Origin of the sequence: Bowmanella dokdonensis (genome assembly GCF_017254865.1) — a bacterium.
GTDB lineage: Bacteria > Pseudomonadota > Gammaproteobacteria > Enterobacterales > Alteromonadaceae > Bowmanella > Bowmanella dokdonensis.
In genome coordinates, this window is the sequence record NZ_JAFKCV010000004.1 from 23,483 (window position 1) to 45,289 (window position 21,807).

The 21,807-nt window shown below is 54.9% G+C and carries 17 protein-coding genes; 3 read left to right on the forward strand and 14 right to left on the reverse strand.

Annotation, left to right across the window (positions count from 1 at the left end):
• Positions 1–28: 28 nt before the first annotated feature.
• Positions 29–2,935, reverse strand: coding sequence for a TonB-dependent receptor (locus J0A66_RS08290; RefSeq protein WP_206573334.1), 2,907 nt, complete (start codon positions 2,933–2,935; stop codon positions 29–31).
• 447 nt (positions 2,936–3,382) lie between these two features.
• Here J0A66_RS08290 and J0A66_RS08295 point away from each other — a divergent pair, with 447 nt between their 5' ends.
• Positions 3,383–3,688, forward strand: coding sequence for an Mpo1-like protein (locus J0A66_RS08295; protein WP_206573335.1), 306 nt, complete (start codon positions 3,383–3,385; stop codon positions 3,686–3,688).
• Positions 3,689–3,704: 16 nt separating this feature from the next.
• Positions 3,705–5,372 (forward strand): acyl-CoA dehydrogenase family protein, encoded by a 1,668-nt coding sequence (locus tag J0A66_RS08300; RefSeq protein WP_206573336.1) that lies wholly within the window; start codon positions 3,705–3,707, stop codon positions 5,370–5,372.
• Here J0A66_RS08300 and J0A66_RS08305 read toward each other — a convergent pair.
• From J0A66_RS08305 to J0A66_RS08315, 3 genes are read right to left on the reverse strand one after another with little or no spacing between them, the layout of a single operon-like run.
• Positions 5,369–5,788 carry a VOC family protein gene (locus J0A66_RS08305; protein ID WP_206573337.1) on the reverse strand — a complete coding sequence of 140 codons (420 nt, stop codon included), beginning with the start codon at positions 5,786–5,788 and terminating at the stop codon, positions 5,369–5,371. The two genes, J0A66_RS08300 and J0A66_RS08305, sit on opposite strands and share 4 nt — an antisense overlap.
• A complete protein-coding gene (locus tag J0A66_RS08310) occupies positions 5,788–7,164 on the reverse strand; it encodes an aldehyde dehydrogenase family protein (RefSeq protein ID WP_206573338.1) in 1,377 nt (458 codons plus the stop codon). The genes J0A66_RS08305 and J0A66_RS08310 overlap by 1 nt, the downstream gene beginning before the upstream one ends.
• Positions 7,165–7,191: 27 nt before the next feature.
• Positions 7,192–8,481 (reverse strand): DUF2254 domain-containing protein, encoded by a 1,290-nt coding sequence (locus J0A66_RS08315; protein WP_206573339.1) that lies wholly within the window; start codon positions 8,479–8,481, stop codon positions 7,192–7,194.
• A gap of 430 nt (positions 8,482–8,911) precedes the next feature.
• Here J0A66_RS08315 and J0A66_RS08320 point away from each other — a divergent pair, with 430 nt between their 5' ends.
• Positions 8,912–9,565, forward strand: coding sequence for an HNH endonuclease (locus tag J0A66_RS08320; RefSeq protein WP_206573340.1), 654 nt, complete (start codon positions 8,912–8,914; stop codon positions 9,563–9,565).
• Between the two features lie 325 nt (positions 9,566–9,890).
• Here the strand turns inward: J0A66_RS08320 and J0A66_RS08325 are convergent, their stop codons facing one another.
• From J0A66_RS08325 to lhpI, 10 genes are all read right to left on the reverse strand, one after another.
• A complete protein-coding gene (locus J0A66_RS08325) occupies positions 9,891–11,030 on the reverse strand; it encodes an ATP-binding protein (protein WP_206573341.1) in 1,140 nt (379 codons plus the stop codon).
• A 194-nt stretch (positions 11,031–11,224) separates the two neighbouring features.
• Entirely contained in the window at positions 11,225–12,409 is a 1,185-nt protein-coding gene (locus J0A66_RS08330; RefSeq protein WP_206573342.1) for an ABC transporter permease, read from the reverse strand.
• 1 nt (position 12,410) lies between these two features.
• Positions 12,411–13,568 (reverse strand): ABC transporter permease, encoded by a 1,158-nt coding sequence (locus J0A66_RS08335; RefSeq protein ID WP_206573343.1) that lies wholly within the window; start codon positions 13,566–13,568, stop codon positions 12,411–12,413.
• A complete protein-coding gene (locus J0A66_RS08340) occupies positions 13,565–14,278 on the reverse strand; it encodes an ABC transporter ATP-binding protein (protein ID WP_206573344.1) in 714 nt (237 codons plus the stop codon). Before J0A66_RS08340 ends, J0A66_RS08335 begins: the two co-directional genes overlap by 4 nt.
• Before the next feature lie 22 nt (positions 14,279–14,300).
• Positions 14,301–15,332, reverse strand: coding sequence for an efflux RND transporter periplasmic adaptor subunit (locus tag J0A66_RS08345; RefSeq protein WP_206573345.1), 1,032 nt, complete (start codon positions 15,330–15,332; stop codon positions 14,301–14,303).
• A 190-nt stretch (positions 15,333–15,522) separates the two neighbouring features.
• Positions 15,523–17,409 (reverse strand): glucans biosynthesis glucosyltransferase MdoH, encoded by a 1,887-nt coding sequence (mdoH, locus tag J0A66_RS08350; RefSeq protein ID WP_206573702.1) that lies wholly within the window; start codon positions 17,407–17,409, stop codon positions 15,523–15,525.
• A gap of 49 nt (positions 17,410–17,458) precedes the next feature.
• The gene (locus tag J0A66_RS08355) at positions 17,459–19,063 is read right to left on the reverse strand and encodes an OpgD/OpgG family glucan biosynthesis protein (protein ID WP_206573346.1); all 1,605 of its coding nucleotides are present in this window, start codon (positions 19,061–19,063) and stop codon (positions 17,459–17,461) included.
• Between the two features lie 435 nt (positions 19,064–19,498).
• Positions 19,499–20,317: a substrate-binding periplasmic protein gene (locus tag J0A66_RS08360; protein WP_206573347.1), complete on the reverse strand. Its 819-nt coding sequence runs from the start codon at positions 20,315–20,317 to the stop codon at positions 19,499–19,501.
• Positions 20,298–20,735, reverse strand: coding sequence for a nucleoside deaminase (locus J0A66_RS08365; protein ID WP_206573348.1), 438 nt, complete (start codon positions 20,733–20,735; stop codon positions 20,298–20,300). Before J0A66_RS08365 ends, J0A66_RS08360 begins: the two co-directional genes overlap by 20 nt.
• Before the next feature lie 120 nt (positions 20,736–20,855).
• Positions 20,856–21,806 carry a bifunctional Delta(1)-pyrroline-2-carboxylate/Delta(1)-piperideine-2-carboxylate reductase gene (gene lhpI / locus J0A66_RS08370; RefSeq protein WP_206573349.1) on the reverse strand — a complete coding sequence of 317 codons (951 nt, stop codon included), beginning with the start codon at positions 21,804–21,806 and terminating at the stop codon, positions 20,856–20,858.
• Position 21,807: the final 1 nt, after the last annotated feature.

Consider the following 21,807-nt stretch of genomic DNA (forward strand, 5'->3'; position numbering starts at 1 on the left):
TGTTGCGGCTTTTTCTTTCGGCTTCCTGCTACCAGGTATAGCGTACACCCAGGGCATAGCGGGCGTCATTTTGCTGGGCCAGCAGCATCTGCTCCTGATATCGCCCATGCACCCGTTTTTCCTGCTCCAGTAAGTTAATTCCTTCGAAGAAGACCACCAGTTCATCATTGAACTGGTAGCTGACGCTCATATCCAACTGGCCATAGGCTTCTGTGAACTGCGGGGCCGGACCTCCGGCTTCGGCCTGGCCCATGGCGGAAAGAAAATCGTCGCGCCAGTTATATGCCAGTCGTGCCTGCCACCCTGCGTCTTCGTAAAACACCGCAAAGTTTGCCGAATCGCTCAACCCGGGCAAGGCAAACTGTTCATCGGTACGTTCCACATCGTACTTAGTATCCCCTGTGACCGCCGTATAGTTGAGGCTGAAGCCAAGACCCGTATCCCACAGCCAGTGCTGCCATGCCAGTTCCCAGCCATGGATATTCAGATCTTCCACGTTGTTGGGCTTACTGATATTCCAGGTGGCGATGGGGTCGTCGGCTGACTGCTCAACCCGGTCAAGGTCGTTGCCAAAGCCATTGTCGATTAACCACTGGAAGACCGCCTCATCACTGGGCGTTTGATTATTGGCGATCAGTTCGGCTCTTGCCTGCTGAGCAGCGGGGCCTTCGAAGGGATCGCGTAAATGATCAAACTGAACTTCAGAGATGGTATTCATCAGGAAATTTTCCACTTCCTTGTTGAACCAGCCTACCGACAGGTAGCTTGCATCGTCGTAGTAATATTCAACCGCTATATCCAGGTTGTTAGACCGGTAAGGCTTAAGTGCGGGATTACCGGCAAACCCGGTACGAGACCCGACTTTAGGGATGGGGGTCAGTGAGGTGGTAGCCCGCATGGCGCCCAAACTGGGACGGGTGATGGTCTTGCTGTAGGAAAAGCGGGCAATCCAGTCATCGCTGACTTCCAGGCTCATGTCCAGGTTGGGCAGGAATTCCTTATAGCTGTGGGTCTCATGGCTGAAGGAGAACTCATCGGCGAACAGGGTCTGCCATTCAGTCGGATTCAGCCATACCAGTTGTTGCGCCTCCTTTTGCATGCTGCTGGCCGTCACATCGGTTTCTTCGTAGCGTAAACCCGCGACGATATCCAAAGGCATACCGTTGAATTCACTCTCTATATTGGCCTGGACGTAAGCCGCTGTGGTCTTTTCTTCGATCTCATGATCGTCCTGCCAGGGGGCGGCCACATACTCCACATCATAGAGATCTTGCGCCTTTTGCATCGCGGCAGTCTGATCAAAGGTGTAGTAATAGGGGATTTGCATCTGGCTGCCGCCGCCGCTGAAATCGGCGAGAAAATCTGAGCCCAGACCGACATACTCCACATCGTCCTCCCACAGACCCATATTGCCGTACCAGCCTGCACTGATGGGTCCGGTGTAGCTGCCCAGGGCATGGGTTTTCATTGCGGTGTAGGACAGACCAAAATCAAGGGAAGCCAGGGCATCTTCACTCTGGTTCAACCATTTACCGTCAAATTGTGCCTGCTGGACATCTGTTTCATTGCGGCCGGCCCTGACACCGGCGAACAAGGAGGCATAGTGCTCCGGCAACATGTGTGGCTCACCGGCAGGATTGAGATTGACATAGTTGGCGCTTAATAAGGGGATCTCGGTTTGGCTTGCATCATAGGTCTTATCCTCAATATTCAGGGCACCCATGATAAAGAAAATGTTGTCGGCGTCGTTGCCCAGGGCCCCGTTTGAAATCGCCTTGGAGTCATGAAGATCCAGGGTCAACTCGAGTTGATCGCTGGCCTGCCAGTTTATATTCAGGCCCAATGAGGTGTTTTTGTTCTTTGCGGCATTCTGGTGCATGGTACCGGAGTAGTCTCCGCCCACTTCGGTGACGCGATCAAAAGTGCCATTCTCATTGATGTGCGCATAGGTGGCGTTGCCCGGGCCGGAAAACCACAGTCCCCAGGTATCGCTGTTGGAAAAATCCTCTAACTGGGAATAGGTGTAGTCTGCGGTAATTTCCAGATCCTCACCGGGAGCGTACTGCAGTACCAGTTGCGCATTGGTACGTTCGCGTTCGGTATCCTGGCTGGCAAAGCCGATGTTACGGGCGTAAAACGTATTGCCATAAGGATTCTGGTTTTCATCTTCCACTACGGCATTGGGATTGAGGTCACCGTGGATGTTTTGCCGCCAGCCGTCAATGGTAGCGCGTTTGGTGTTGCTGTCACGTTTCTGGTAAGAGGCAGAAAAGCCGACCCCAAAGGTATCATCCAAAAAGGTGTTGCTGAAAATTCCTGATACTTCCGGGGTCAGGTTGTCGCCGGACTCGACACTTGTATCATGGTGACCCTTGACGCCGATGCTGGCAATCAGTGTTTTGCTTTCAAAGGGTCTGGCAGTGCGGATGTTGATGGTGGAGCCGATTCCGCCGGAGGCGATATCAGCCTTGCCGGTCTTGTAAATCTCCACAGAACTGACGCTGTCAGAGGCCAGGTTGGCAAACTCAAATGAACGGGTTGACTCACCGGCCACCTGTGCGGTGGGCATGGTCCGATTGTTCAGTAGTACCAGGTTAAAATCCGGGCCAAAGCCACGTACGGTTACCTTGCTGCCTTCACCATTTTGGCGATCAATGGATACGCCGGTGATACGCTGCAGGGACTCGGCGAGGTTAGTGTCGGGAAATTTGCCGATATCCTCGGCAGAGATTGCGTCCACTACGCCATCACTACTGCGCTTGATGTCCATGGCCCGGATCATACTGCTGCGAATGCCCGATACCTGAATGACCTCTACCTCATTGGCACTGCTGTCCTGAGTCTGGGTTTCCTGGCCTTGAACGCCGAACGCCGCACCCAGAATCAGGGATAGGCTGGTGGCAAGCTGTGTTCTCTTGAATTTGTTGTATTTCATGTGTCCCCCGATGCAACAGATACATCGATTTATTCTGATTTTTGAATTTGTAAGCGCTTACAAAGCAGGGCCAAAAAAATATTTCTATTCCCAATGCCGCTGTTCTGCGCCCCTTCAGATGTTAAAAGCGTCTGTAAGGATTCTCCCGATGGCAACATTCTGTTAACCCTGTGCGGGTCAGGATCCCATAAAATATCGTGTTGCAACGGGAACTGACGAAACCTGTTTCACAAGCTGCTTACTGGCGGATCCCTTAGCTGCACAGCCGGGGAATTCCTCAGAAAACAACCAATGTAAGCGCTTTCATTTTCACACTAGAGGGTTTTGGTTTGTAATGCAAGTGTTTTTAATTTGTTAATATGGAAGTGTGGCAGGATCAACAGCCCGGGTGACGCCAGGGCCACCGCGTTTTAGTATACTATGCAGAACTGATCGGAGGAGTGTAAGGTGACCAAGCAATATCAGAGCTTTCGTGAGTTCTATCCCTACTATCTGAAGGAACACCGGAATCCCACCTGCCGGCGCCTGCACTTTGTCGGTTCCGCTCTGGTGCTGGGGCTTTTGGGCCTGAGTCTTATTACCTTCAATGCCTGGTATCTGCTGCTGGTGCCGGTGGTGGGGTATGGCTTCGCCTGGGTGGGGCATTTCTTTTTCGAAAAGAACCGTCCGGCCACCTTTACCTATCCCTTGTACAGCCTGATGGGAGATTGGGTGATGTTCAGGGATATCCTTATGGGAAAACTGAAGTTTTAACCGGCAGAGGGCAACCATGACAGATCCACACACCGAAACGACTGCCGATACCCACCAGGTATTCAATCAGCCCGCTGCGCTGGAAAACTACAATGTTTATACGGCCGATGACGCACTGCAATACTGGGTAAAGCGATTCGGTGGTGCCTGGGCCGGCGACAGACTGTCCGCTTTTGGATACCAGGTCGGCCACGAACTGTTGCGAGCCGGCTTTGCGGCCAACAAGCACCTTCCCGAGTTTCACTCCCATGACAGGTTCGGCCGGCGTATCGACCAGGTGGATTACCACCCCGCTTACCATCAGTTAATGCAGGCCGCTATCGAAGCAGGCCATACCGGCCTGCCCTGGAATGAAAGCCGATCAGGGGCCCACGTGGTCCGCGGTGCCATGGCCTATCTGCATAACCATGCGGATCCCGGGTCCGGCTGCCCATTGACCATGACTTTTGCCAGTGTACCGGCGATTCGCATGCAGCCAGACGTGGCAAGCAAGTGGCTGCCGGGAATACTCAGCGGTCAGTATGACGGCAGCAATAGCCCCTGGTTTGAAAAGCGGGGGTTGACTATCGGTATGGCCATGACGGAAAAGCAGGGTGGCTCAGACGTGCGTGCCAATACCACCAGGGCTGTGCCACTGGAGCTGGCGGGCCCCGGCAAGCTGTACAGTCTGGTGGGGCATAAATGGTTCTGTTCCGCCCCCATGTGCGACGGTTTTCTGGTGCTGGCCAAAACAGAGGACAAGCTGTCCTGCTTTCTGGTGCCGCGCTGGCGCGAGGACGGCAGCAAAAACCCCATGCAGATCCAAAGGCTGAAAAACAAACTGGGCAATCAGTCCAATGCCAGCTCAGAAATCGAGTTTCGCGGTGCCCATGGCTGGTTGCTGGGCGAGGAAGGGCGCGGCGTGGCGACCATCATTCAGATGGTCGCACTGACCCGCTATGACTGCATGCTGGGCTCCAGTGCCCTGATGGCCCAGGCCGCCAAGGAAGCGATCTGGCATACGGCCGGACGGGAGGTCTTCGGCAAGCCTTTGCACCAGCAGCCGCTGATGCTCAATGTACTGGCAGACCTGGCCCTGGAAGCCGAGGCGGCACTGGCCATCTCCCTGCGTATTTCCCACGCCCTGGACGATCAAAATAAGCCGGGTGAGGCCGCACTGATCAGAAGTGCCACCAGTATCGGTAAATACTGGATCTGCAAGCGCGCCATTCAGCACACCTTTGAGGCCATGGAATGTATCGGCGGGGTGGGCTATGTGGCAGAAAACGTGGCCAGCCGCCTGTACCGGGAAGCACCGGTCAACTCTATCTGGGAAGGCTCTGGCAACGTGCAGTGTCTGGATCTGCTGCGGGTACTGAACAAAGAGCCGGATACGCTCAAGGCCCTGTTTGCCGAACTGGAACAGGCCCGGGGCAGACAATCACTGTTCGATCAAGCCCTGGATTGTCTGTTAAACGACTTTGCCGATAAACAGAACATGGAAACCCGGGCCCGGCAGTTGATGGAGCAACTTGCTCTGTGCTGGCAGGGTGCAACTCTGTTGGTTTATGGTGAGGCGGCCATTGCCAGCGCCTTCGTGGAATCACGTCTGGGTCAAAGGGGTTGGCATCAGTACGGCACCTTGCCGGCCTCTGTTGATGCAGCGGCCATCGTTAAACGTATGATGCCAAAGGTTGGCGATTAACGGGCAAACAGCTGGTCTATATCCTTAAAGGCTTTGAATTCCAGGGCATTGCCGGCCGGATCCATAAAAAACAGCGTAGCCTGCTCACCCGCCTGACCTTTAAAGCGGATATAGGGTTCGATGACAAATTCGGTGCCGGCGGCTTTCAGCCGTTGTGACAGGGCCTGCCAGTCATCCCACTGCAGCACCACGCCAAAATGCGGCACCGGTACTGCATGGCTGTCCACCTCGTTGTGCTGGGGTGCTGAAGGCATGCTGACCACCAGATGGGTCACCAGTTGATGGCCGAAGAAATTCCAGTCAATCCACTGGTTGGAAAAACGGCCCATCTCACAGCCCAGCAGCTCACCGTAAAAGGCTTTGGCTTTGGTTAAATCGTCTACCGGAATGGCCAGGTGAAAAGGTTGTACAGACATTATTTTACCCACTTGAGCATTTTAAGCTTTTTGCTGTTAAACGGCGGATAGCGCCAGTTCACATCAAACCAGGTACTGCGCTTCATCACCGCTTTCAGATGGCTGAAGGTATCAAATCCCCAGCGGCCGTGGTAGTGACCCATACCGCTGTTGCCCACCCCGCCAAAAGGCAGATCCGGATTGGCCATAAACATCATGCCGTCATTGATACAGACGCTGCCGGCACTGGTGTCTTCCAGCAACAATTGCTCGGTGGCGGCCGATCCCGTGTACAGGTAGAGGGCCAGGGGCTTGGGTCGCTGATTGATAAAATCCAGCGCCTGGTCAATCTTATCCAGGGTAACGATGGGCAGGATAGGGCCGAATATTTCTTCTTTCATCAGCGCCGAATCCGGCTCGGGTGCCATCACCAGGGTGGGAGCCAGATAGCGCTCACCGGCCTCCTGCTGACCACCGTACACCACCTGCTGACCCTCCAGATACTGGCTCAGGCGGGCAAAATGCCGGTCATTGATAATCCTGCCGTAATCCGGGCTTTGCTGGGGATCCTGACCGTAAAAATCCTGTAGTTTGGTTTTAATGGCCTCAATCAGATGGGGAGCGAAGCCTTTCTCCACCAGGATATAGTCCGGTGCCACACAAGTCTGGCCGGCGTTCATCCACTTGCTCCAGACGATGCGGGCAGCGGTGACCGCCAAATCACAGTCACTGGCCACCACACAGGGGCTTTTACCGCCCAGCTCCAGGGTGACCGGGGTCAGATGCTCGGCGGCGGCTTTCATCACTGTCTTGCCCACCGCTTCGCCCCCTGTGTAAAGAATATGATCGAAGCGTTGCTTTAACACCTCGGTGGTTTCTTCCACGCCGCCTTCCACCACGGCAATGGCCTGGTTGTCCAGATACTGCGGAATCAGTTTTGCCACCAGGCTGCTGGTGGCACCCGCCAGTTCTGACGGCTTAAGCAGGGCACAGTTGCCGGCCGCAATGGCGGCAATCAGTGGGGCCAGCAACAACTGGAACGGGTAGTTCCAGGCACCGATAATCAATACCGTGCCCAAAGGCTCAGGCTGGACAAAGCTCTTACCCGGCTGAGCCACCATGGGGGTGGCGATAGAGCGTGGCTTGGACCATTTATGTAAATGCTTGAGGCTGTGGTCGATGTCCCCGGTCAGATATCCCACCTCCGATACCCAGCTCTCCTGCTCAGACTTGCCCAAATCCTGTTTCAGGGCCTGATAAATCTTATCTTCATTGTCTGTAATCAGGCCTTTAAGGCGCGTTAACTGTTCTTTGCGCCAATCCAGGGAGCGGGTCTTGTTGCTGGCAAAATACTGATGCAGGGCTGACACCTGCTGGGCAATCGTCAAGGCAGACATGGAGGTTCCGGATAAACTGGTCTGAGCCTAAGTTAAGGGATTCTGGTCGGATGAGCAAGATGGAGGATCGGTAGCGAAACTGGCCAGTTTTTTTACCTCGTCCAGATCCTCGTCCAGTTGCATGACTAACTCGGAGCGTTTCAGCGCGAGCTTGGCATGGGTCAGAGTGGTCTGATGCATCAGATCATGGGGCAGGGTGGACAGTGAGTAGAGCGTCTTCTGCAGCTTGGTGGCCACTTCAACTGCCCCGGCACCGTCCCGGGCAATGAGGGTAAAGGCGTCCTCAAACATCTCTTCGATGCCAAGCTCCGGCACCTGCACCCGGTCAAAGCGCACAGGTTGCACATCCTCTTTGGCCACCGGCTGACTCCAATCGGTAAGCAGCCGGGTCAGGCTGCTCAGCACATCGATAGCGGTGCCAGTATCATTGATACCCGGGGACAGGGCCTTAGAGGCCACCTGGGACAAGGTCACCAGACCGAACCTGGGATCGCCGTCGAAGGTCCGGTTTCTGCCCACGACAAAGGCCCTGCGGATAGCGTCCAAATCTGGATCAGAGGGAAGGGCGCCGTAAAGGCTGGCAATTTTCCTGCCCGGTGACAAAAAACGGCCGGGCAGGGCTTCCAGGCGAATGATCAAATCATCCTGTTCAGCCAGCTTCTGTAATCGCGTCAGTTCCACCCGTTGCACATAGCCCACCGAGTCGGCAAATACAGGATGACCCTCTCGGGACTGCTGCCTGACCGGCGTGCCACCCATCAGGGGAGACAGGCGCCTGGCCTGCAGGGACTTGTTGGTGGCTTGTTCAATCTTCTCGATGGTGGAATTGATCCGGCCCAGTCGGGCAATACGGTCTACCCAGCGCACGAAGGTAAGGATGACCAGGGCAAATACCAGCAGGGTAAATACAAATAACAGGAAATTGCCGCCGGTCCCGAAATACTGGTTCTTGACCGCCACAATGGCCACGATACTGAAAATAAAAGCGCCCACAAAGGTGGCCAGGGCGTTTTGCGAGACATCGTCGGCGATAACCAGGGAAAATGAGCGTGGCGTGGCACTGGTGCTGGCGCTGGCATAGGCGGAAACCATGGAGCCGACACAGAAGGTGGCAATCACCAGCATGCTGGCCGACATAATGGACAGCAGGCTCTCCAGGGACTCAAGGCTGATCTGTGGCAGATAGCTGGCCAGTTCATAGTCACCGAGCCATTTGGCCGCAAATACCGCCAGCACCGACACCACGCACATCATCAATGGCTTGACCCACAGACGTTCCAGGGTGCGGTTAACCCAGAATCCCAATCGACTGACCATGGCTGACTCCCTTGTAAGCTCACTAGCAGCATAACAATGAATGGACAAAAGGGCGAAGGCCGGGGCAATACCCTGAAGTTAATGTTTTGCAGGATCTCTATCCGCTTACATTGTTGGCATTGAGAACAAATTAAGAAGACTAAGCCGACAGCCTTTTCTCTATCTGCTCGTAATAGGTTAACAGCCAGACCGTTAGCTTTGGCTGCTGAAACTTGTCTCTTTATCTTAGCCAGGTGAACGCTATTCAATCCCTTTGCCGTATTCTGACGGAGGAAACGGGGTGAGGTGCCGAGACACTTCTTGGGCAAGGGCTACCAGGCATGCTAAAAAGACAGGATTCAGAAGTACGGCGAAGGCCTGTGTTTAAACACGGGATTTTGCCGGCGATTAATACTGTTAGCTGAAGAAAAACAACGGAGAACTGTTCTGAATGTTCAAAAGCCGAGTCATTGAAAGAATAACCAAAGAATTTGGAGCTCCATCTCGAACCACGGTTAAAGTTCAAGCATGGGATATTACGGATAATTTAGGGGTGGTAGTTCAAACAGATCAACCCAACAGGGAAGATAATGCATTTGTTTGGCTTCCATACCCACCAGAAAATGAAGAAGTACCTGAAATAGCACTTGAGTATGCAGGTGAGTCTGGGCGTCATAGCAATACTTATGCATCACCAGGCCTAAATAAAGGTAACCCTGCCTTAAAGCTCATAGTTACAAGCGATCAAGAACTTGATGATCTTGTAGCCTACATAAATGCATTCAAAGCATTTGCACCTTTGCCTCGAATTAATGCCAGCCCAGCACCTGAGGAGCAAGAGCCTGTAACCGCTGAAGGGTTAATACCAGTTGATATAACAAAAATGCCAACGGCAAAACCCGTTAAGCCTCGTAGAGAGGCTATTCCAAGGGTGGTTCAACGGGAAGTCTGGCAGCGTGATGGTGGCAGATGTGTCGAGTGTGGCTCAAAGGCTAAGTTGTGTTTTGATCATATTGTTCCATTTTCAAAGGGGGGCAGTAACAGCGTTCGTAATCTTCAGTTGCTGTGTGAAAGCTGCAATCTATCCAAAGGCAACAGAATATGAAATCAGCTAACAATCACATCAAATTGCTCCCTTTGGGTTCCAATGCAAAAACCTAACAAGCGCATCTTGGGCTAGCTAGCGCTCGTTGGGACACAAACACGCAGGCTCCCTTCGCTTCGCTCCGTATTTTAGCCTGCGTATTTGTGCCCCAAATGCGGACGTTAGTACTAAACCATGCTCCCTAATTCCCTGCGCCCACAGCGGCGCCGCATGATCCCCACGTAGCCCCCTGCCTGAAAACCTCACCCCCGCGACTGAAACGCCACTGCCACCAGTAAGTTGGTGGCGCGACAGGCGAAGCCGCTGATAAAGCCGATAATCAGCCTTACACTGTGTCTTCTTGATCCTGTACAAATTGTTCAAAGGCAGGGTCAGTGAAGCGCCACACCCCATGCTCGGCGCTGTATATAGCATTGAGGGGGGGACCTTTGAGACGGTAAACCGCGTTTTGGATGCTGGAATTGGCGCTCTTTGTGCTATCAAAACCAGGATAGATGCTTTTTAGCTTGGATTTGTAGTCATCGCTGTACAGGCCGCGTTGTTCCCCTTTGGCCAGTAGGATCAACAGGGCTTTATCCATAGGATGCATACTGTCCCAGGCAGCCTTGAACTGCTGGTTTTCTTCTTCAATCAGAGTTTCAGAAAACCGTGCTACACCTTCATCAATATCATGGACCTCTTCGAGCGCCATCCTTTTTAACAGGTCTGTAAAGCCCCCGGGAGCTCTTCTCATTGTATCGAAAAGCTCTATCGCTCGGGCCTTGTCAAGCATGACTCCCCCCGTGATGCGTTTGAACACTTCAAGTTCGAAGGCGACAAACTCTTCTCCAAGATCTGGGAAATCTATGTTTGAGCTTGCATTATAAAAAGGTGCTTTGGTCCGTTTGAATAGTTGCGCCAGGCCTTCCTGGCTTGAGCCGGTGAATATGCCTTTGACTTTATGGTCGGCACGCGCCGTCATAAAACTTCGCAGGGAAGCTGTGAAATCGCTGAAGGCTGGATTGGTTGCTAGGTGCTGAACTTCATCTAACAGCAATAAAACGGCTTTGTTGGTGGATTCAAGCTCCTCAAACGCAGCTTCGGTCACTTGCTTTTCGGCATGCTTTCTCTGCGGAGAGACTTCAAGCGACAAGTCGCCGCCCAGGAGTTTTAGACTTGCCTTAAGGTTAGAGCTGCTTAATACATTGGCAAACCAGCTTTCCTGTTCTCGTCTTGCCGCGATCACGGCGGTGGCAAATGCCATGGAAGGAGATGACTTGTCTCGCCAGAAGTCGACATATACCACCAAGATTCCCTGCTCTTTGGCCATAGGGGCGACATCGCGCTGAACGAATTCTGTTTTGCCTCTTTTTCTGGGGGCGAAGATAGTGATTCTGTCGGCCAGCCCGGATTGGAAGCCCTTTAAAATTTTCTTTGCCAGATCCGTTCGGGGAAAATGCCAATTGGAATGAGGTGACTCAGTCATAGTTTTCTCTGCTCGCCAGGGAGATTATTAGTAATTATTAACCACTTTAGTAATTATTAAAAGTGTTAGTAAAATCTAATAAACATACATGACGTGCCTACCAAACGACTAAGTTTGTCGACACAAGCGCTATATTGCTCTTCGCGCCCACAGCGGCGCTGGGTAATCCTCACGCAGCGCCAAAGCGGGTGTCTTCAGCCTCTGGACTGAAACGCCACTGCCACCGGCACGCTGGTGGCGCGCCAGGCGGGGAAGAAGCCGCTGATAAAGCCGATAATCAGAGCCAGATAGATACCCTGGAGGATCAGATCCGTGCTGAGCTCAAAGCTGAACACCACCTGGGTGAAACTGCCGCCCAGGGTGGAGGCGTTCATGCCGTCAAACAGGGCGAATGCAGCCAGGGCCCCAATAATGCCGCCAATCAGCGCCAGCACCATGGCCTCGACCAGAGTGCCGATAAAGGCCGACAAGTTGGAAAAGCCAATGGCCCGCAGGGTGGCGATTTCCTTGGCCCGGTCCGCCACCGAGGTGTACATGGTGTTCAGGGCGCCGGCCAGGGCGCCCAGCGCCATAATGGAACTGATAACCCGGCCAAACAGGGCCATATAGCCCAGGCTCTCGCCCTGGGTGGCAAAATAGGCCGCCTCACTCTGCACTTCCTGATTCAGGCGAGGATCCTGTTTCAGGTATTGCTCGATACTTTGCAGGCTGGCGCCCGGCTCCAGCTTGGCGCGCACCGACTGATAGCTGCTGCCTCGGTTATACAGAGTCTGGATAACCCGGGCGTCGGCCCACAGTTCGCTTTCAAATACATTGCCGCCGGTGCTGAACACGCCCACCACCGTCCAGCGGTTTTTGCCGAAGCGCACTTCCTGGCCCAGCTCAAAGCCGTCGAACTGGCGCAGGATCCCTTCGCCCACGATCAGCTCATCGGTGCCCGGCGTAAACAGCCGGCCCTGGGTCAGGCTGAAGTTTTCCCTCATCGCCAGGCCCTGAGGCTCAATACCACGCAGAGGGATATTGGCCTCGGTGCCGGTGCTTTTCTTGATACCGTCTACGATCACATAGAGCTCCGGGGAGACCAGCGGCCCGTCGTCATTGCTGGCAATGCCCGGCGCTTCGCTGATCAGGTTCACCTGATCCTTGGTCACTGTACTGTTCAGTTCAGCCGCTGAGCCGGTGCGGATAAAAAAGGCCACATCCTCGGAGCCTGCGCTTTGCATGGTCGCCTCAAAGCCTTTGGCCATGGCCAGAAACGCCAGCAATACGGCCACCACCACCGCTGCGGCCAGCACCATGGCCAGCGACATCCAGACCCGTCTGGGCAGGCTGAGCACGTTCATTTTGATCACGGCAAGGCTTTGCGAAATAACGCTCATATTACCCCCTGGCAAATGCGCTGATGATATTAAGGCGCAGGGCGTTAACCGCCGGTACTATGCCGGTGATGAGCCCCAGTAACAGCATATAGCCCAGTGCCTGGAGCAGGATATCCGACCCCAGCACCAGATTGGGCAGGAAGCGGGCCATCATCTCTGACAGAAACCTGACCACCAGAAAAGCCGCGCCGATGCCCAACAGCCCGCCGAGAAAAGACAGCAGACAGGACTCGGTGAGGATCATGCGGAATATACGCGGACTGGAAAAGCCCAGGGTTTTTAGCACGGCGATCTCATTGGTGCGTTCGCGCACTGCCAATACCATGGTATTGCCCACCAACACCAGAATGGTGAAGAAGGCCATAAAGACCACCCCGAAGATGATCAGGCCGATATTGCCGATCTGCTCGATAAAGGCTTTATTAAAGGCTTTTTCCGTGTCGGTGTCGGTTTCGGCCTGGGAGTTGGCAAAGTTCTCGTCGATGGCCTTGGCCACCTGCTCGTTAAGGGCCGGGTCCTCGGTGGTGAGCACTATCCAGCCCACGTAATCACCACCCCAGCTCTGGGTTTCCATAAAGTATTTGTAGTGGAACACCATATAGCCGGTGTCAATTTGCGGGTCATTAGCGGTAAAGATGCCTTCCACCACCAGGTCCCAGGTCTGGCCACCGTCCTTGTGCGAGAAAATACTGGAGGAGATGGGAATACGATCGCCGATCTGCCAGTTGTTGACCTTGGCCAGCCGCTCACCCACCAACACGCCGGCCTGATTGGCCAGCCAACTGGCTTTTTGCTGTGGATCCACCACCAGCTCTTCATAGACCTCGAAGTAACTCTCAGGAGCCACTGCCATGGTGACTATCTGATTGGCCGGTTCCTGATAGTAGCCGCCAAACCAGTTGGCGTGTGTCACATGCTCTACGCCGTCGATGCTGCGCACCTTGTTTACATAGGCATAGGGCAAAGGCTGGGTAAAGTTGATCTTGTTAAACACCACCAGGCGGTTATCAGCGGACATTTCCACGCCTGAGTTAAGGGCCCCCTGCAAGGCGGTGACTGCACCGAAAATCAGAAAGGCGATAAAAATGGCAAAACACGTCAGAAACAGCCGCAGTTTTTTGCGGGTCAGATTTTTATAGACCAGATAGAAGTCCTTCATAGAGAAACTTCCTCTGCTGGTACGCCGCCCTCCCTGACAAACTGGCCTTTATCCAGGTGCAGGGTATGGGTGGCGTATTTGGCCGCTGCCGGGTCGTGGGTCACCATCAGTATGGTCTTGCCGAATTCGCGGTTGAGCAGTTGCAGCATCTCCAGAATTTCATCTGCGGTGCGCCTGTCCAGATCCCCTGTAGGCTCGTCACACAGCAGCAGTTTTGGGTCGGACACCACGGCCCGGGCGATAGCCACCCGTTGCAACTGCCCGCCGGACATCTCCGCCGGCATATGTTTGGCCCGATCCGCCAAACCCACCAGTTGAAGCGCGGTGTCCACCCGCTGCTGACGTTCTTTGGCACTCAGATTGGTCAGCAGCAGGGGCAGCTCGACGTTTTTGGCCGCATTGAGCATGGGCATCAGGTTATAAAACTGAAAAATAAAGCCGATGTTGTTGGCCCGCCACTTGGCCAGTTGGCTTTCGCTCAGACTGTCGATGCGGCTGCCGTCGAACCAGACTTCCCCCGAGGTGGGTTGATCCACCCCTCCGAGCAGGTTGAGCAGGGTGGTCTTGCCCGAACCGGACGGACCCATAATGGCCAGGAAATCACCGCGCTTTATCTGCATATCCAGGTTGTCGAAAATGCTGATGGTTTCCTTACCCTTGGTAAAGCGCTTGGAGACCTTGTTCAGTTCAAACAGATTGTCTTGATTCATGGCAATTCCCTTAAGGTGTGACTCAGGTTTTCTGAAAAGCGACCTTGACGCCCATATCGGGCAGAATTCTCGGATCGCTCTCTTCCAGTTTGATTCTTACCTGCACCGTGGCCTTGGCCCGGTCGGCAGTGGGGATAATGGCGATGACAGAGGCCGGAATTGTCCAGTCCGGATAGGCGTCCAGATGGGCGTCCACTTTCTGGCCGGGGAAGACCCGGCCGATAAAGGCCTCGTTCACATCCACCTCGATTTCCAGCGACTCCATATCCACTATGGTGCAGATACCGGTGCGGGTGAATCCGCCACCGGCCGAAGTGGGGGCGACAATTTCACCGGGCTGGGCATTTTTCTCCGTCACCACGCCGCCAAAAGGGGCGCGAATGGTGTGATCATCCAACCGTTCCTGCTGGCGTCTGGCTTCCAGTCTGGCCACCAGGATATCCGCCTCAGCGCTTTCCAGGCTGGCGGTCAGACTCTGTAACTGGCTCATGGCGCGGGTCCGCTCGGCTTCACTGGAATAATCATTGCTGCTGATGCGCTGGTTATTGCGCCGGGCTTCTTCCAGATCCGCCTGCATGGCGTTTTTCCGGGCAATCAGGGCTTTGACCTGGGCATGGGCCAACTCCAGGCTGACGCTGGCCAGGGCATTGTCCAGTTGCGCCAGCACCTGGCCTTCGGTGACCTGCATGCCTTCTTCCACATTTACTTGTGTGATCAGCCCCATAATTTCGGCAGAGACCGTGGCCGTGCGCCTGGCAGTGATGTAGCCGGATGAATTAAGAATGCTTTGGTTGTCAGTCGCCCTGACTGCGGGTTTTGGCTCGGCCGCCTTTTCCTCAGCCGGCCTTGGAGCATTTTTTCTGGCCTGGACGTTGTCCTGTCCGGCCTGAACCGGGCCGCTCAGTGTCAGGGTCAGCCAGTAGGTCAGACCTGCGCTGAGCAGCATCGCCACCAGCAGGTGCCAGACCTTCAGGCCGGACGCCTCCTGCTTGTCGCTGGGGTGGATCTTCAGTTGTTGCAGTAGCGCGCTTTTGTCGTTTTGGTTATTGGCCATTTGATTGGATTGTGATCTTTTGTGTGAAACAGTCCCTGAATATGCCTAATCATTACACAGTCAGGAAAAATTAAAATAGGTCAAAAGTCATTCTCTTTAGCTTTATTTCTGTCGGGCACCATTCAGCCGAAAAAAAGGGAGCCTAAGCTCCCTTTGTTGTACCGGTTAATGGCAGACTGTGGGCCAGCGGTCAGTTACTCAAACTGGGCAGCCCGGAGGGCAGAGGCCCCTGATCGAAACGCTGTATCGGCATCTCCTGCCAGTGTTCCGCAGGCAGGGGTGGGGCCAGAGCCTCTTGATCCTGATGGGCAGGCATGTTGGCCAACCGGATACGCAGGGCGCGAAGAACCTCGGGTTCGCGATGTTCGCTTGGGCTGACAAAGATACCCAGTCGGCGCGCCCAGCGACCCAGTGTCAGACTGCTGGAGAAACGGATAATGGGTGCAGCCAGTACCAGCCCCAGCAATACCGGCATCATCCACCAGAACAGCACCGGGGTAAACAGATAGGTGATAGTGCCCCACAGCAAGGCGATCAGGCTGGCGGGCGCGGAGCGGCGAAGTGAGTCTGACCAGGGCACCATCCTGCCTTCCCTGGCCTGGGCATTCCAACTGACCTGATAACCCAGGAATACGCTGAGTACGAAGAAGGCATGGTAAACCATCATCAAAGGCGCAATCATCACGGCAAACAGGGCTTCAACCAGTGCGCCAAAGCCGAGTCGCCACGCGCCACCAAACTCTTCACGGCGATACATCATGGCCAGTATGACGGCGAACAGCTTGGGCAGCATCAGCAGGCCGGCGGTGACCAGCAGCAGGGCATGGATCAGGCCGGTTTCCGCCACCTGCCAGTTGGGGAACAACTGGTACTGACGGTCAAAAAAGGTGTTTTCGCTGGTGGCCAGAATCAGTGCATCGGCAGTGCTGAGCAGCAACATCAACAACCAGATCAGCGACGAGATGTACGCCAGGGCGCCCATAAAGAAATGCACCCTGCTGGTCATACACAGCCCCGTACTGCCCAGCAGCCCCAGGTGCTGGATATTCCCCTGCACCCAACGTCTGTCGCGGGTGGCGTAATCGAGGATATTGCTGGGCACTTCCTCGTAGCTGCCTGGCAAATCAGCCAACAGATAAACCTCCCAGCCGGCGCGGCTGAGCAGGGCTGCTTCCACAAAATCATGGCTGAGTATATCGCCGCCAAAGGGGGCGGGTCCTTCCAGGGTGGGCAGGCCGCAGTGACGCATAAATGCCGACAAACGGATAATGGCATTGTGTCCCCAGTAGTTACCGCTGTCCGTCTGCCAGAACGCCAGCCCCGTGGCCAGCATCGGGCAATAGAGTATCGAGGCGAACTGCAGGAAACGACCGAATAAGGTAGTCTGGCGCACCGGAATCGGTACTGTCTGGATAAGGCCCGCCCGGGGATTTTTCTCCATGGCGTGCACCAGGGTCAGCATGCTCTGTGCGCTCATGATGCTGTCTGCGTCCAGAACAATCATGTGCTCGTAGGCATGGCCCCAGCGCTGGCAGAAATCTGCCAGGTTCCCCACCTTGCGATGGGTATTCTTTTCCCGGCGACGATAGAAAGCATGGCCTGCCAGCTTACCCAGGCGCTTTTGCATGGCGGCCCAGGCAGCCAGTTCCGCCTGTGCCAGCTCTGGCTTACGGGTATCGCTGAGCATATAGAAATCAAACTTATCCATGTGCCCCGAGCTGGCCAGTGCGCGCAGACAGGTCTCAAAACCCGCCATGATGCGATCGGTGTCTTCATTGTAAACGGGCATCACCACAGCGGTACGGGCATGGGGCTTGTCAGTGCAAAGGGGCGTTTGCAACTGGGGCTTGAGGCTTAAGGGGTCCCGCCGCAGCAGTTGCAGGGCAAAGCCGATCATGGCGCTCCAGAATGCACAGGCAATCCAACTGAAGCTGATGGCAAACAGCACCAGTAAGACTATCTCCAGTGCAGTGAGGCTGTTAGCCATCAGGATGGTGGTCATCATGCCGACACCTGCAGCGGCACTGGTACTGACCAACAGAAAGAAAAACCATTGGCGGGTTTTCTTCCAGCCCATGCGGATTGTCAGCCTGTCTGCATTTGGAGACAGTTCGTGGGTATGCGCATTATTTGATGTCGCTTGGATTCCAGACATAATTCCATACCTCGGTTAGGTTTTGTTCACGCAGGTGCAATTGCAGACGCATGTCTACTGTTTGTTGCTCCCGGGGAAGTAATTTAAAGGACGCCCGCCACTGGCCATTGGGCAAGTGGTTTACTTTCAGTTCCTTGTACTCGCCTGAGGACAGTTGCAGTCTGGCTTCAACCGCCTGACTGGGGGACAGGTTGGCGAGGCCGGGCCCGGCAAAGTCCACAATGAACTGACGAAGCTCTCTGGGGGGCGGATTGTGTTGACCAGGCAGGGCGGCCCAGCCTATGCGTGTCTGTGTCACCTGCGCCAGCGGTTCCTGATGCAACGTGCTGTCAAAGGTTTGCAGGGAATAGCTGTACTCTCTTTGTTCGCCGGCCTTAAGGGGCTGCTCTGGCACCCAGTAAGTGACGATATTGTCATTGGTTTCGTTATTGGTGGGGATCTCCACCACTTCCAGACGACCCTTGCCCCACTGTCCCTGCGGGGTGACCCAGAGGCTGGGGCGACGATGGTAATGGGCTTCCGTGTCCTGGTAATGGGCAAAGTCCCGGTCACGCTGAACCAGGCCAAAGCCTTGCGGGGAATCATCAGAAAGACTGGTGACCTGCAACTGGCGTGGGTTTCTCAAGGGACGCCAGATCCATTCATCCCTGGAGGTGTGCATCAGCACGCCGTCTGAGTCATGGATTTCCGGGCGGAAATCGTCCACGAAGCGCACTTTGTTCTCGCCATACAGGAACATGCTGGTCATAGGTGCAATGCCCAGCTTGCTGACATCTTTGCGGGCGAACAAGCGGGCGGTAATGTCCATTTTCGTGTCCATGCCCGGTTGTAACTCAAAGCGGTAAGCCCCGGTGACCGAAGGGCTGTCGAGGAGGGCAAAAAATACCAGATGCGCATCTTCAGGTTGGGGTTTCATCAGCCAGAACTGGCGGAAGTGCGGAAACTCTTCGCCTTCGGGCATCGCTGTGTCGATGCTCAGTCCACGGGCTGAAAGGCCATATAACTGGCCCGGCCCGACCAGACGGAAGTAGGAGGCGCCCTGGAACACCGCCACTTCATCCTTGTAGGCCGCCGTATTCAAGGGAAAATGAACCCGGAAGCCGGCGAAGCCCGCCCCCTCCACCTGTTGCTCCAAGGGAGCGGCTCTGTTGTCATAGCTGAACATACTGGGATCGAACGCTATCCGCCTGTTCACGCCATCGTGATTGACAGCTTCAATTTCCACCGGTGAGCGATACAGGAATCCAGGGTGAAAAAACTGCACTTCAAACAATGCCTGATCGTCCCACAGGGCCTGTTCAGACTTAAAGCGAATCGACCTGTACTGTTCATAATCCATGTTCAGCCAGTTGGCGGGCAGCGGAGTGTCTGGAACCTCATGGGGTTTGGACGATAATTCCTGTGCCCGCTTGGTCATCAGGTCAAACAGCAGTTGCGCGTCTGTTTTACCCTGATTAGCGGGTAAAGCTTCCTGGGCCTGGCTAACGGCCGACAGCCACAACAGTACCAGCCAGTACCATCCCTGGCTCAAACTGCTCCAACGTCCTTTGGGGCCAACCACATTCCGGTTACGCAAGCTCACACTCCGATAATCTGATGATGAATCCGGGCTCATTGGCGCATCGCCTTATGAGCGTCATGCCGATAAGCGCAAGAACAATACCAACCTGGACTGCTGGTCAATCCTGAGGCACCTCTCCACTCGCCAAGAATGGGATTAGTCTTATATTTATCAATAGCTTGCATGGAGTTTTGCGCCGCGGCCCGGCAGGAGACGGCGGGAGGAGAATCAGGCTAAACAGCAGGGCGGGAAAGTATGGCTGTGGAGCACAGCGTAAATTTGTCGTCCGCAAGAGACAGATTCGGCGGTATTAGCCCTGCCAGCAGAGAAGAACGACTGATGACACTGGCCGCAACGTTCTGTTGGCCTGCCGGTGGATAAGCCTTGTACTCTGGCAGCTCAGTTAGCTACGGCTGTTTTTTAACCGCATTTCAGTCGGTTAGCTCAAGGTTATAAGCTGTCGTCAATATGAGACAGTGGTTGGGTTGCGGCCGGAAGCTCAGGTTCAAGGCCGTGTTTTTGCCACAGGCGATCAAGCTGACCGTCCTGGTGCATTTTGTCAAACAGCTTATCCAGTTCGCCGATCAAAATAGCGGCATCTTTGTCGAGCAGGGCGCCATGCAGGTATACCTGATCATACTGCTCGGATACCAGCAGATCGTCGGCATGCTGCGGATGACGGTGGAGATAGTGATTCAGATAGGACAAAGCCACGATCCCCATATCGGCCTTGCCCTGCAGAATCAATTCGATAATGGTCGCCTGGCTGTCCACCAGATGGATGGTGTATTGGTCGCTGAGAAAGTCCGGATCCGAATTCAGGCCGGCAAAACCATAGTGGTAGCCCAATACCCCCAGCAGCCGTTTGTCCTGTGGGGAAGTGAAGTAAGCCTGATCCCTGCCAGGCCTGTTCCGGGCAATCCAGACTTCAGCGCCCTGGTAAAAAGGCCGGCTCTGCTCAATGGGATATTCCTGCCAGCCCCAATCGGGGCTTTCAAACATCAACAGGTCGAATTTGTCATTGGCAAAGTCCAGGTAACGTCGCCGGGCAGTGGTGGGCACCAGGTGGAATTCAAATCTATCCTGATTCTGGTTCATCAGCGCCACCAGATCCGGTATCAGCCCTTCCTCACCCTCAGCGGAAGCCATATAAAAGGGCGGGTAATCGTAGCAGCCAACCCCCACCCGCTCGGCGGCGTAACTTAACGGACTGCAAAGAGCTGTGAGGACAGTCGCAAGAGCAATGGCCCTACTCGCCAATATCTTCATTCCAGAGTTCGGGATTGCGGGTAATAAACTCGTCCATCAGGTTGATGCAGGTGGGATCCTGCAGTACCTCCAGGTTGACGCCCCGGCTTCTCAGCAGGGCCTCCTCGCCCATAAAGGTCTTGTTTTCGCCGATGATGACCTTGGGAATGCCGTAAAGCAGAATGGCGCCGCTGCACATTGAACAGGGAGACAGGGTAGTGTAGAGCACCGACTCCCGGTAGACGCTGGCAGGCAGACGCCCGGCCTGTTCCAGGGCATCCATTTCGCCGTGCAATATGGCGCTACCCTGTTGCACCCGCCGGTTATGTCCGGCGCCGATAATCTTGCCTTCGTGTACCAGCACCGAGCCGATAGGGATGCCCCCTTCGGCCATACCTAGCCGGGCTTGCTCAATGGCGGCTTGCATAAAATTGTCCATAGTTACCTTTAATCTTGCGTGCCAATATTCAGATTAGACCAGTTAAGGTCGTTTGAGAATGGTCTGTTTGAGCATATCTCCGGGCTAACGCTGTCCCGAGGCAAGTATTCACTGCCTGAATCAGAACATCTCCAGACTGTCCAACACGAAGTCTGCGGCAGCCAGATCGGCTATTGCCATGCCTACCGCTTTAAACAGGTTGATGCGGGATGGCTGCCACGCAATCTGAGGGTGGCGACACAGGTCGGCCAGTTCGCCCTGAATATGCTCTTCGCCGATATGCCCCTGGGTCATGGGCAGCAAGATTTCACCTGCCTCTCTGAGGCAATTGATGCGGCTGTCCACATAGAGTCTGGTCTCCGCCACCAGGTCAGTATCAATCTCCGAAGCGCCGGCCTGATGATTGCCTATGGCATCCACCAGACATCCGGGATTCACCCAGTGGCCGGGAAACAGCGGCTTGCTGCTGGCAGTGGCGCAACTGATGATATCGGCCTGGCCCAACAACCCGGCTGAGGGCCGTACCCCACTGATATCCAATTCCGGCAGAACGGTTTTCAGGTTATCAGCCAATGCCTGAGCCTTGACCGAATCCCGCCCGACGATGTACACAGACTGGATTGGCCGCACATGGGCGTGGGCCCTGACCATATAAGGCGCCAGCTGACCGGTGCCAAACAACACCAGGGTTTTAGCGGTCGGATTAGACAGGTAGCTGGACGCCAGCGCCGAGACGGCGGCAGTGCGCCAGTAGGTCAAACGGGTGCCATCCAACAGTGCCAGAGGTTCTCCGGTTGCGCGGCGAAAGACTATCAGCTTCGAATAGAGTCTTTCCTTGCCCTGCGAGGCATTGCCTGGGAAGTAGGTAAAGAGTTTGCAGCCAATCAGTCGCTGATTCCAGGCCGGCAGCAGAGCCAGGGCATCGGTATCCCCACTGTTGCCATCGGGATCCAACGGCAGTACCTGGCGTGGCGGCATCTGAAAGTCTGCCGCCAGACTCTGGCGCAAATGGCCGATGAGTCCATCGAAATCCATCACTGCTTCGATTTGTGCCGCGTCGATCTGCCGCATG

Bases quoted from the DNA above. Each gene is read 5' to 3' on its own strand.
- J0A66_RS08345 (WP_206573345.1), bottom strand. From the start codon at position 15,332: ATGGCCAATAACCAAAACGACAAAAGCGCGCTACTGCAACAACTGAAG.
- J0A66_RS08315 (WP_206573339.1), bottom strand. From the start codon at position 8,481: ATGGTCAGTCGATTGGGATTCTGGGTTAACCGCACCCTGGAACGTCTG.
- J0A66_RS08305 (WP_206573337.1), bottom strand. From the start codon at position 5,788: ATGTCTGTACAACCTTTTCACCTGGCCATTCCGGTAGACGATTTAACC.
- J0A66_RS08310 (WP_206573338.1), bottom strand. From the start codon at position 7,164: ATGTCTGCCTTGACGATTGCCCAGCAGGTGTCAGCCCTGCATCAGTAT.
- lhpI (WP_206573349.1), bottom strand. From the start codon at position 21,806: ATGCGGCAGATCGACGCGGCACAAATCGAAGCAGTGATGGATTTCGAT.
- J0A66_RS08335 (WP_206573343.1), bottom strand. From the start codon at position 13,568: ATGAAGGACTTCTATCTGGTCTATAAAAATCTGACCCGCAAAAAACTG.
- J0A66_RS08325 (WP_206573341.1), bottom strand. From the start codon at position 11,030: ATGACTGAGTCACCTCATTCCAATTGGCATTTTCCCCGAACGGATCTG.
- J0A66_RS08300 (WP_206573336.1), top strand. From the start codon at position 3,705: ATGACAGATCCACACACCGAAACGACTGCCGATACCCACCAGGTATTC.
- J0A66_RS08340 (WP_206573344.1), bottom strand. From the start codon at position 14,278: ATGAATCAAGACAATCTGTTTGAACTGAACAAGGTCTCCAAGCGCTTT.
- J0A66_RS08330 (WP_206573342.1), bottom strand. From the start codon at position 12,409: ATGAGCGTTATTTCGCAAAGCCTTGCCGTGATCAAAATGAACGTGCTC.
- J0A66_RS08365 (WP_206573348.1), bottom strand. From the start codon at position 20,735: ATGGACAATTTTATGCAAGCCGCCATTGAGCAAGCCCGGCTAGGTATG.
- mdoH (WP_206573702.1), bottom strand. From the start codon at position 17,409: ATGGGCTGGAAGAAAACCCGCCAATGGTTTTTCTTTCTGTTGGTCAGT.
- J0A66_RS08320 (WP_206573340.1), top strand. From the start codon at position 8,912: ATGTTCAAAAGCCGAGTCATTGAAAGAATAACCAAAGAATTTGGAGCT.
- J0A66_RS08360 (WP_206573347.1), bottom strand. From the start codon at position 20,317: ATGAAGATATTGGCGAGTAGGGCCATTGCTCTTGCGACTGTCCTCACA.
- J0A66_RS08290 (WP_206573334.1), bottom strand. From the start codon at position 2,935: ATGAAATACAACAAATTCAAGAGAACACAGCTTGCCACCAGCCTATCC.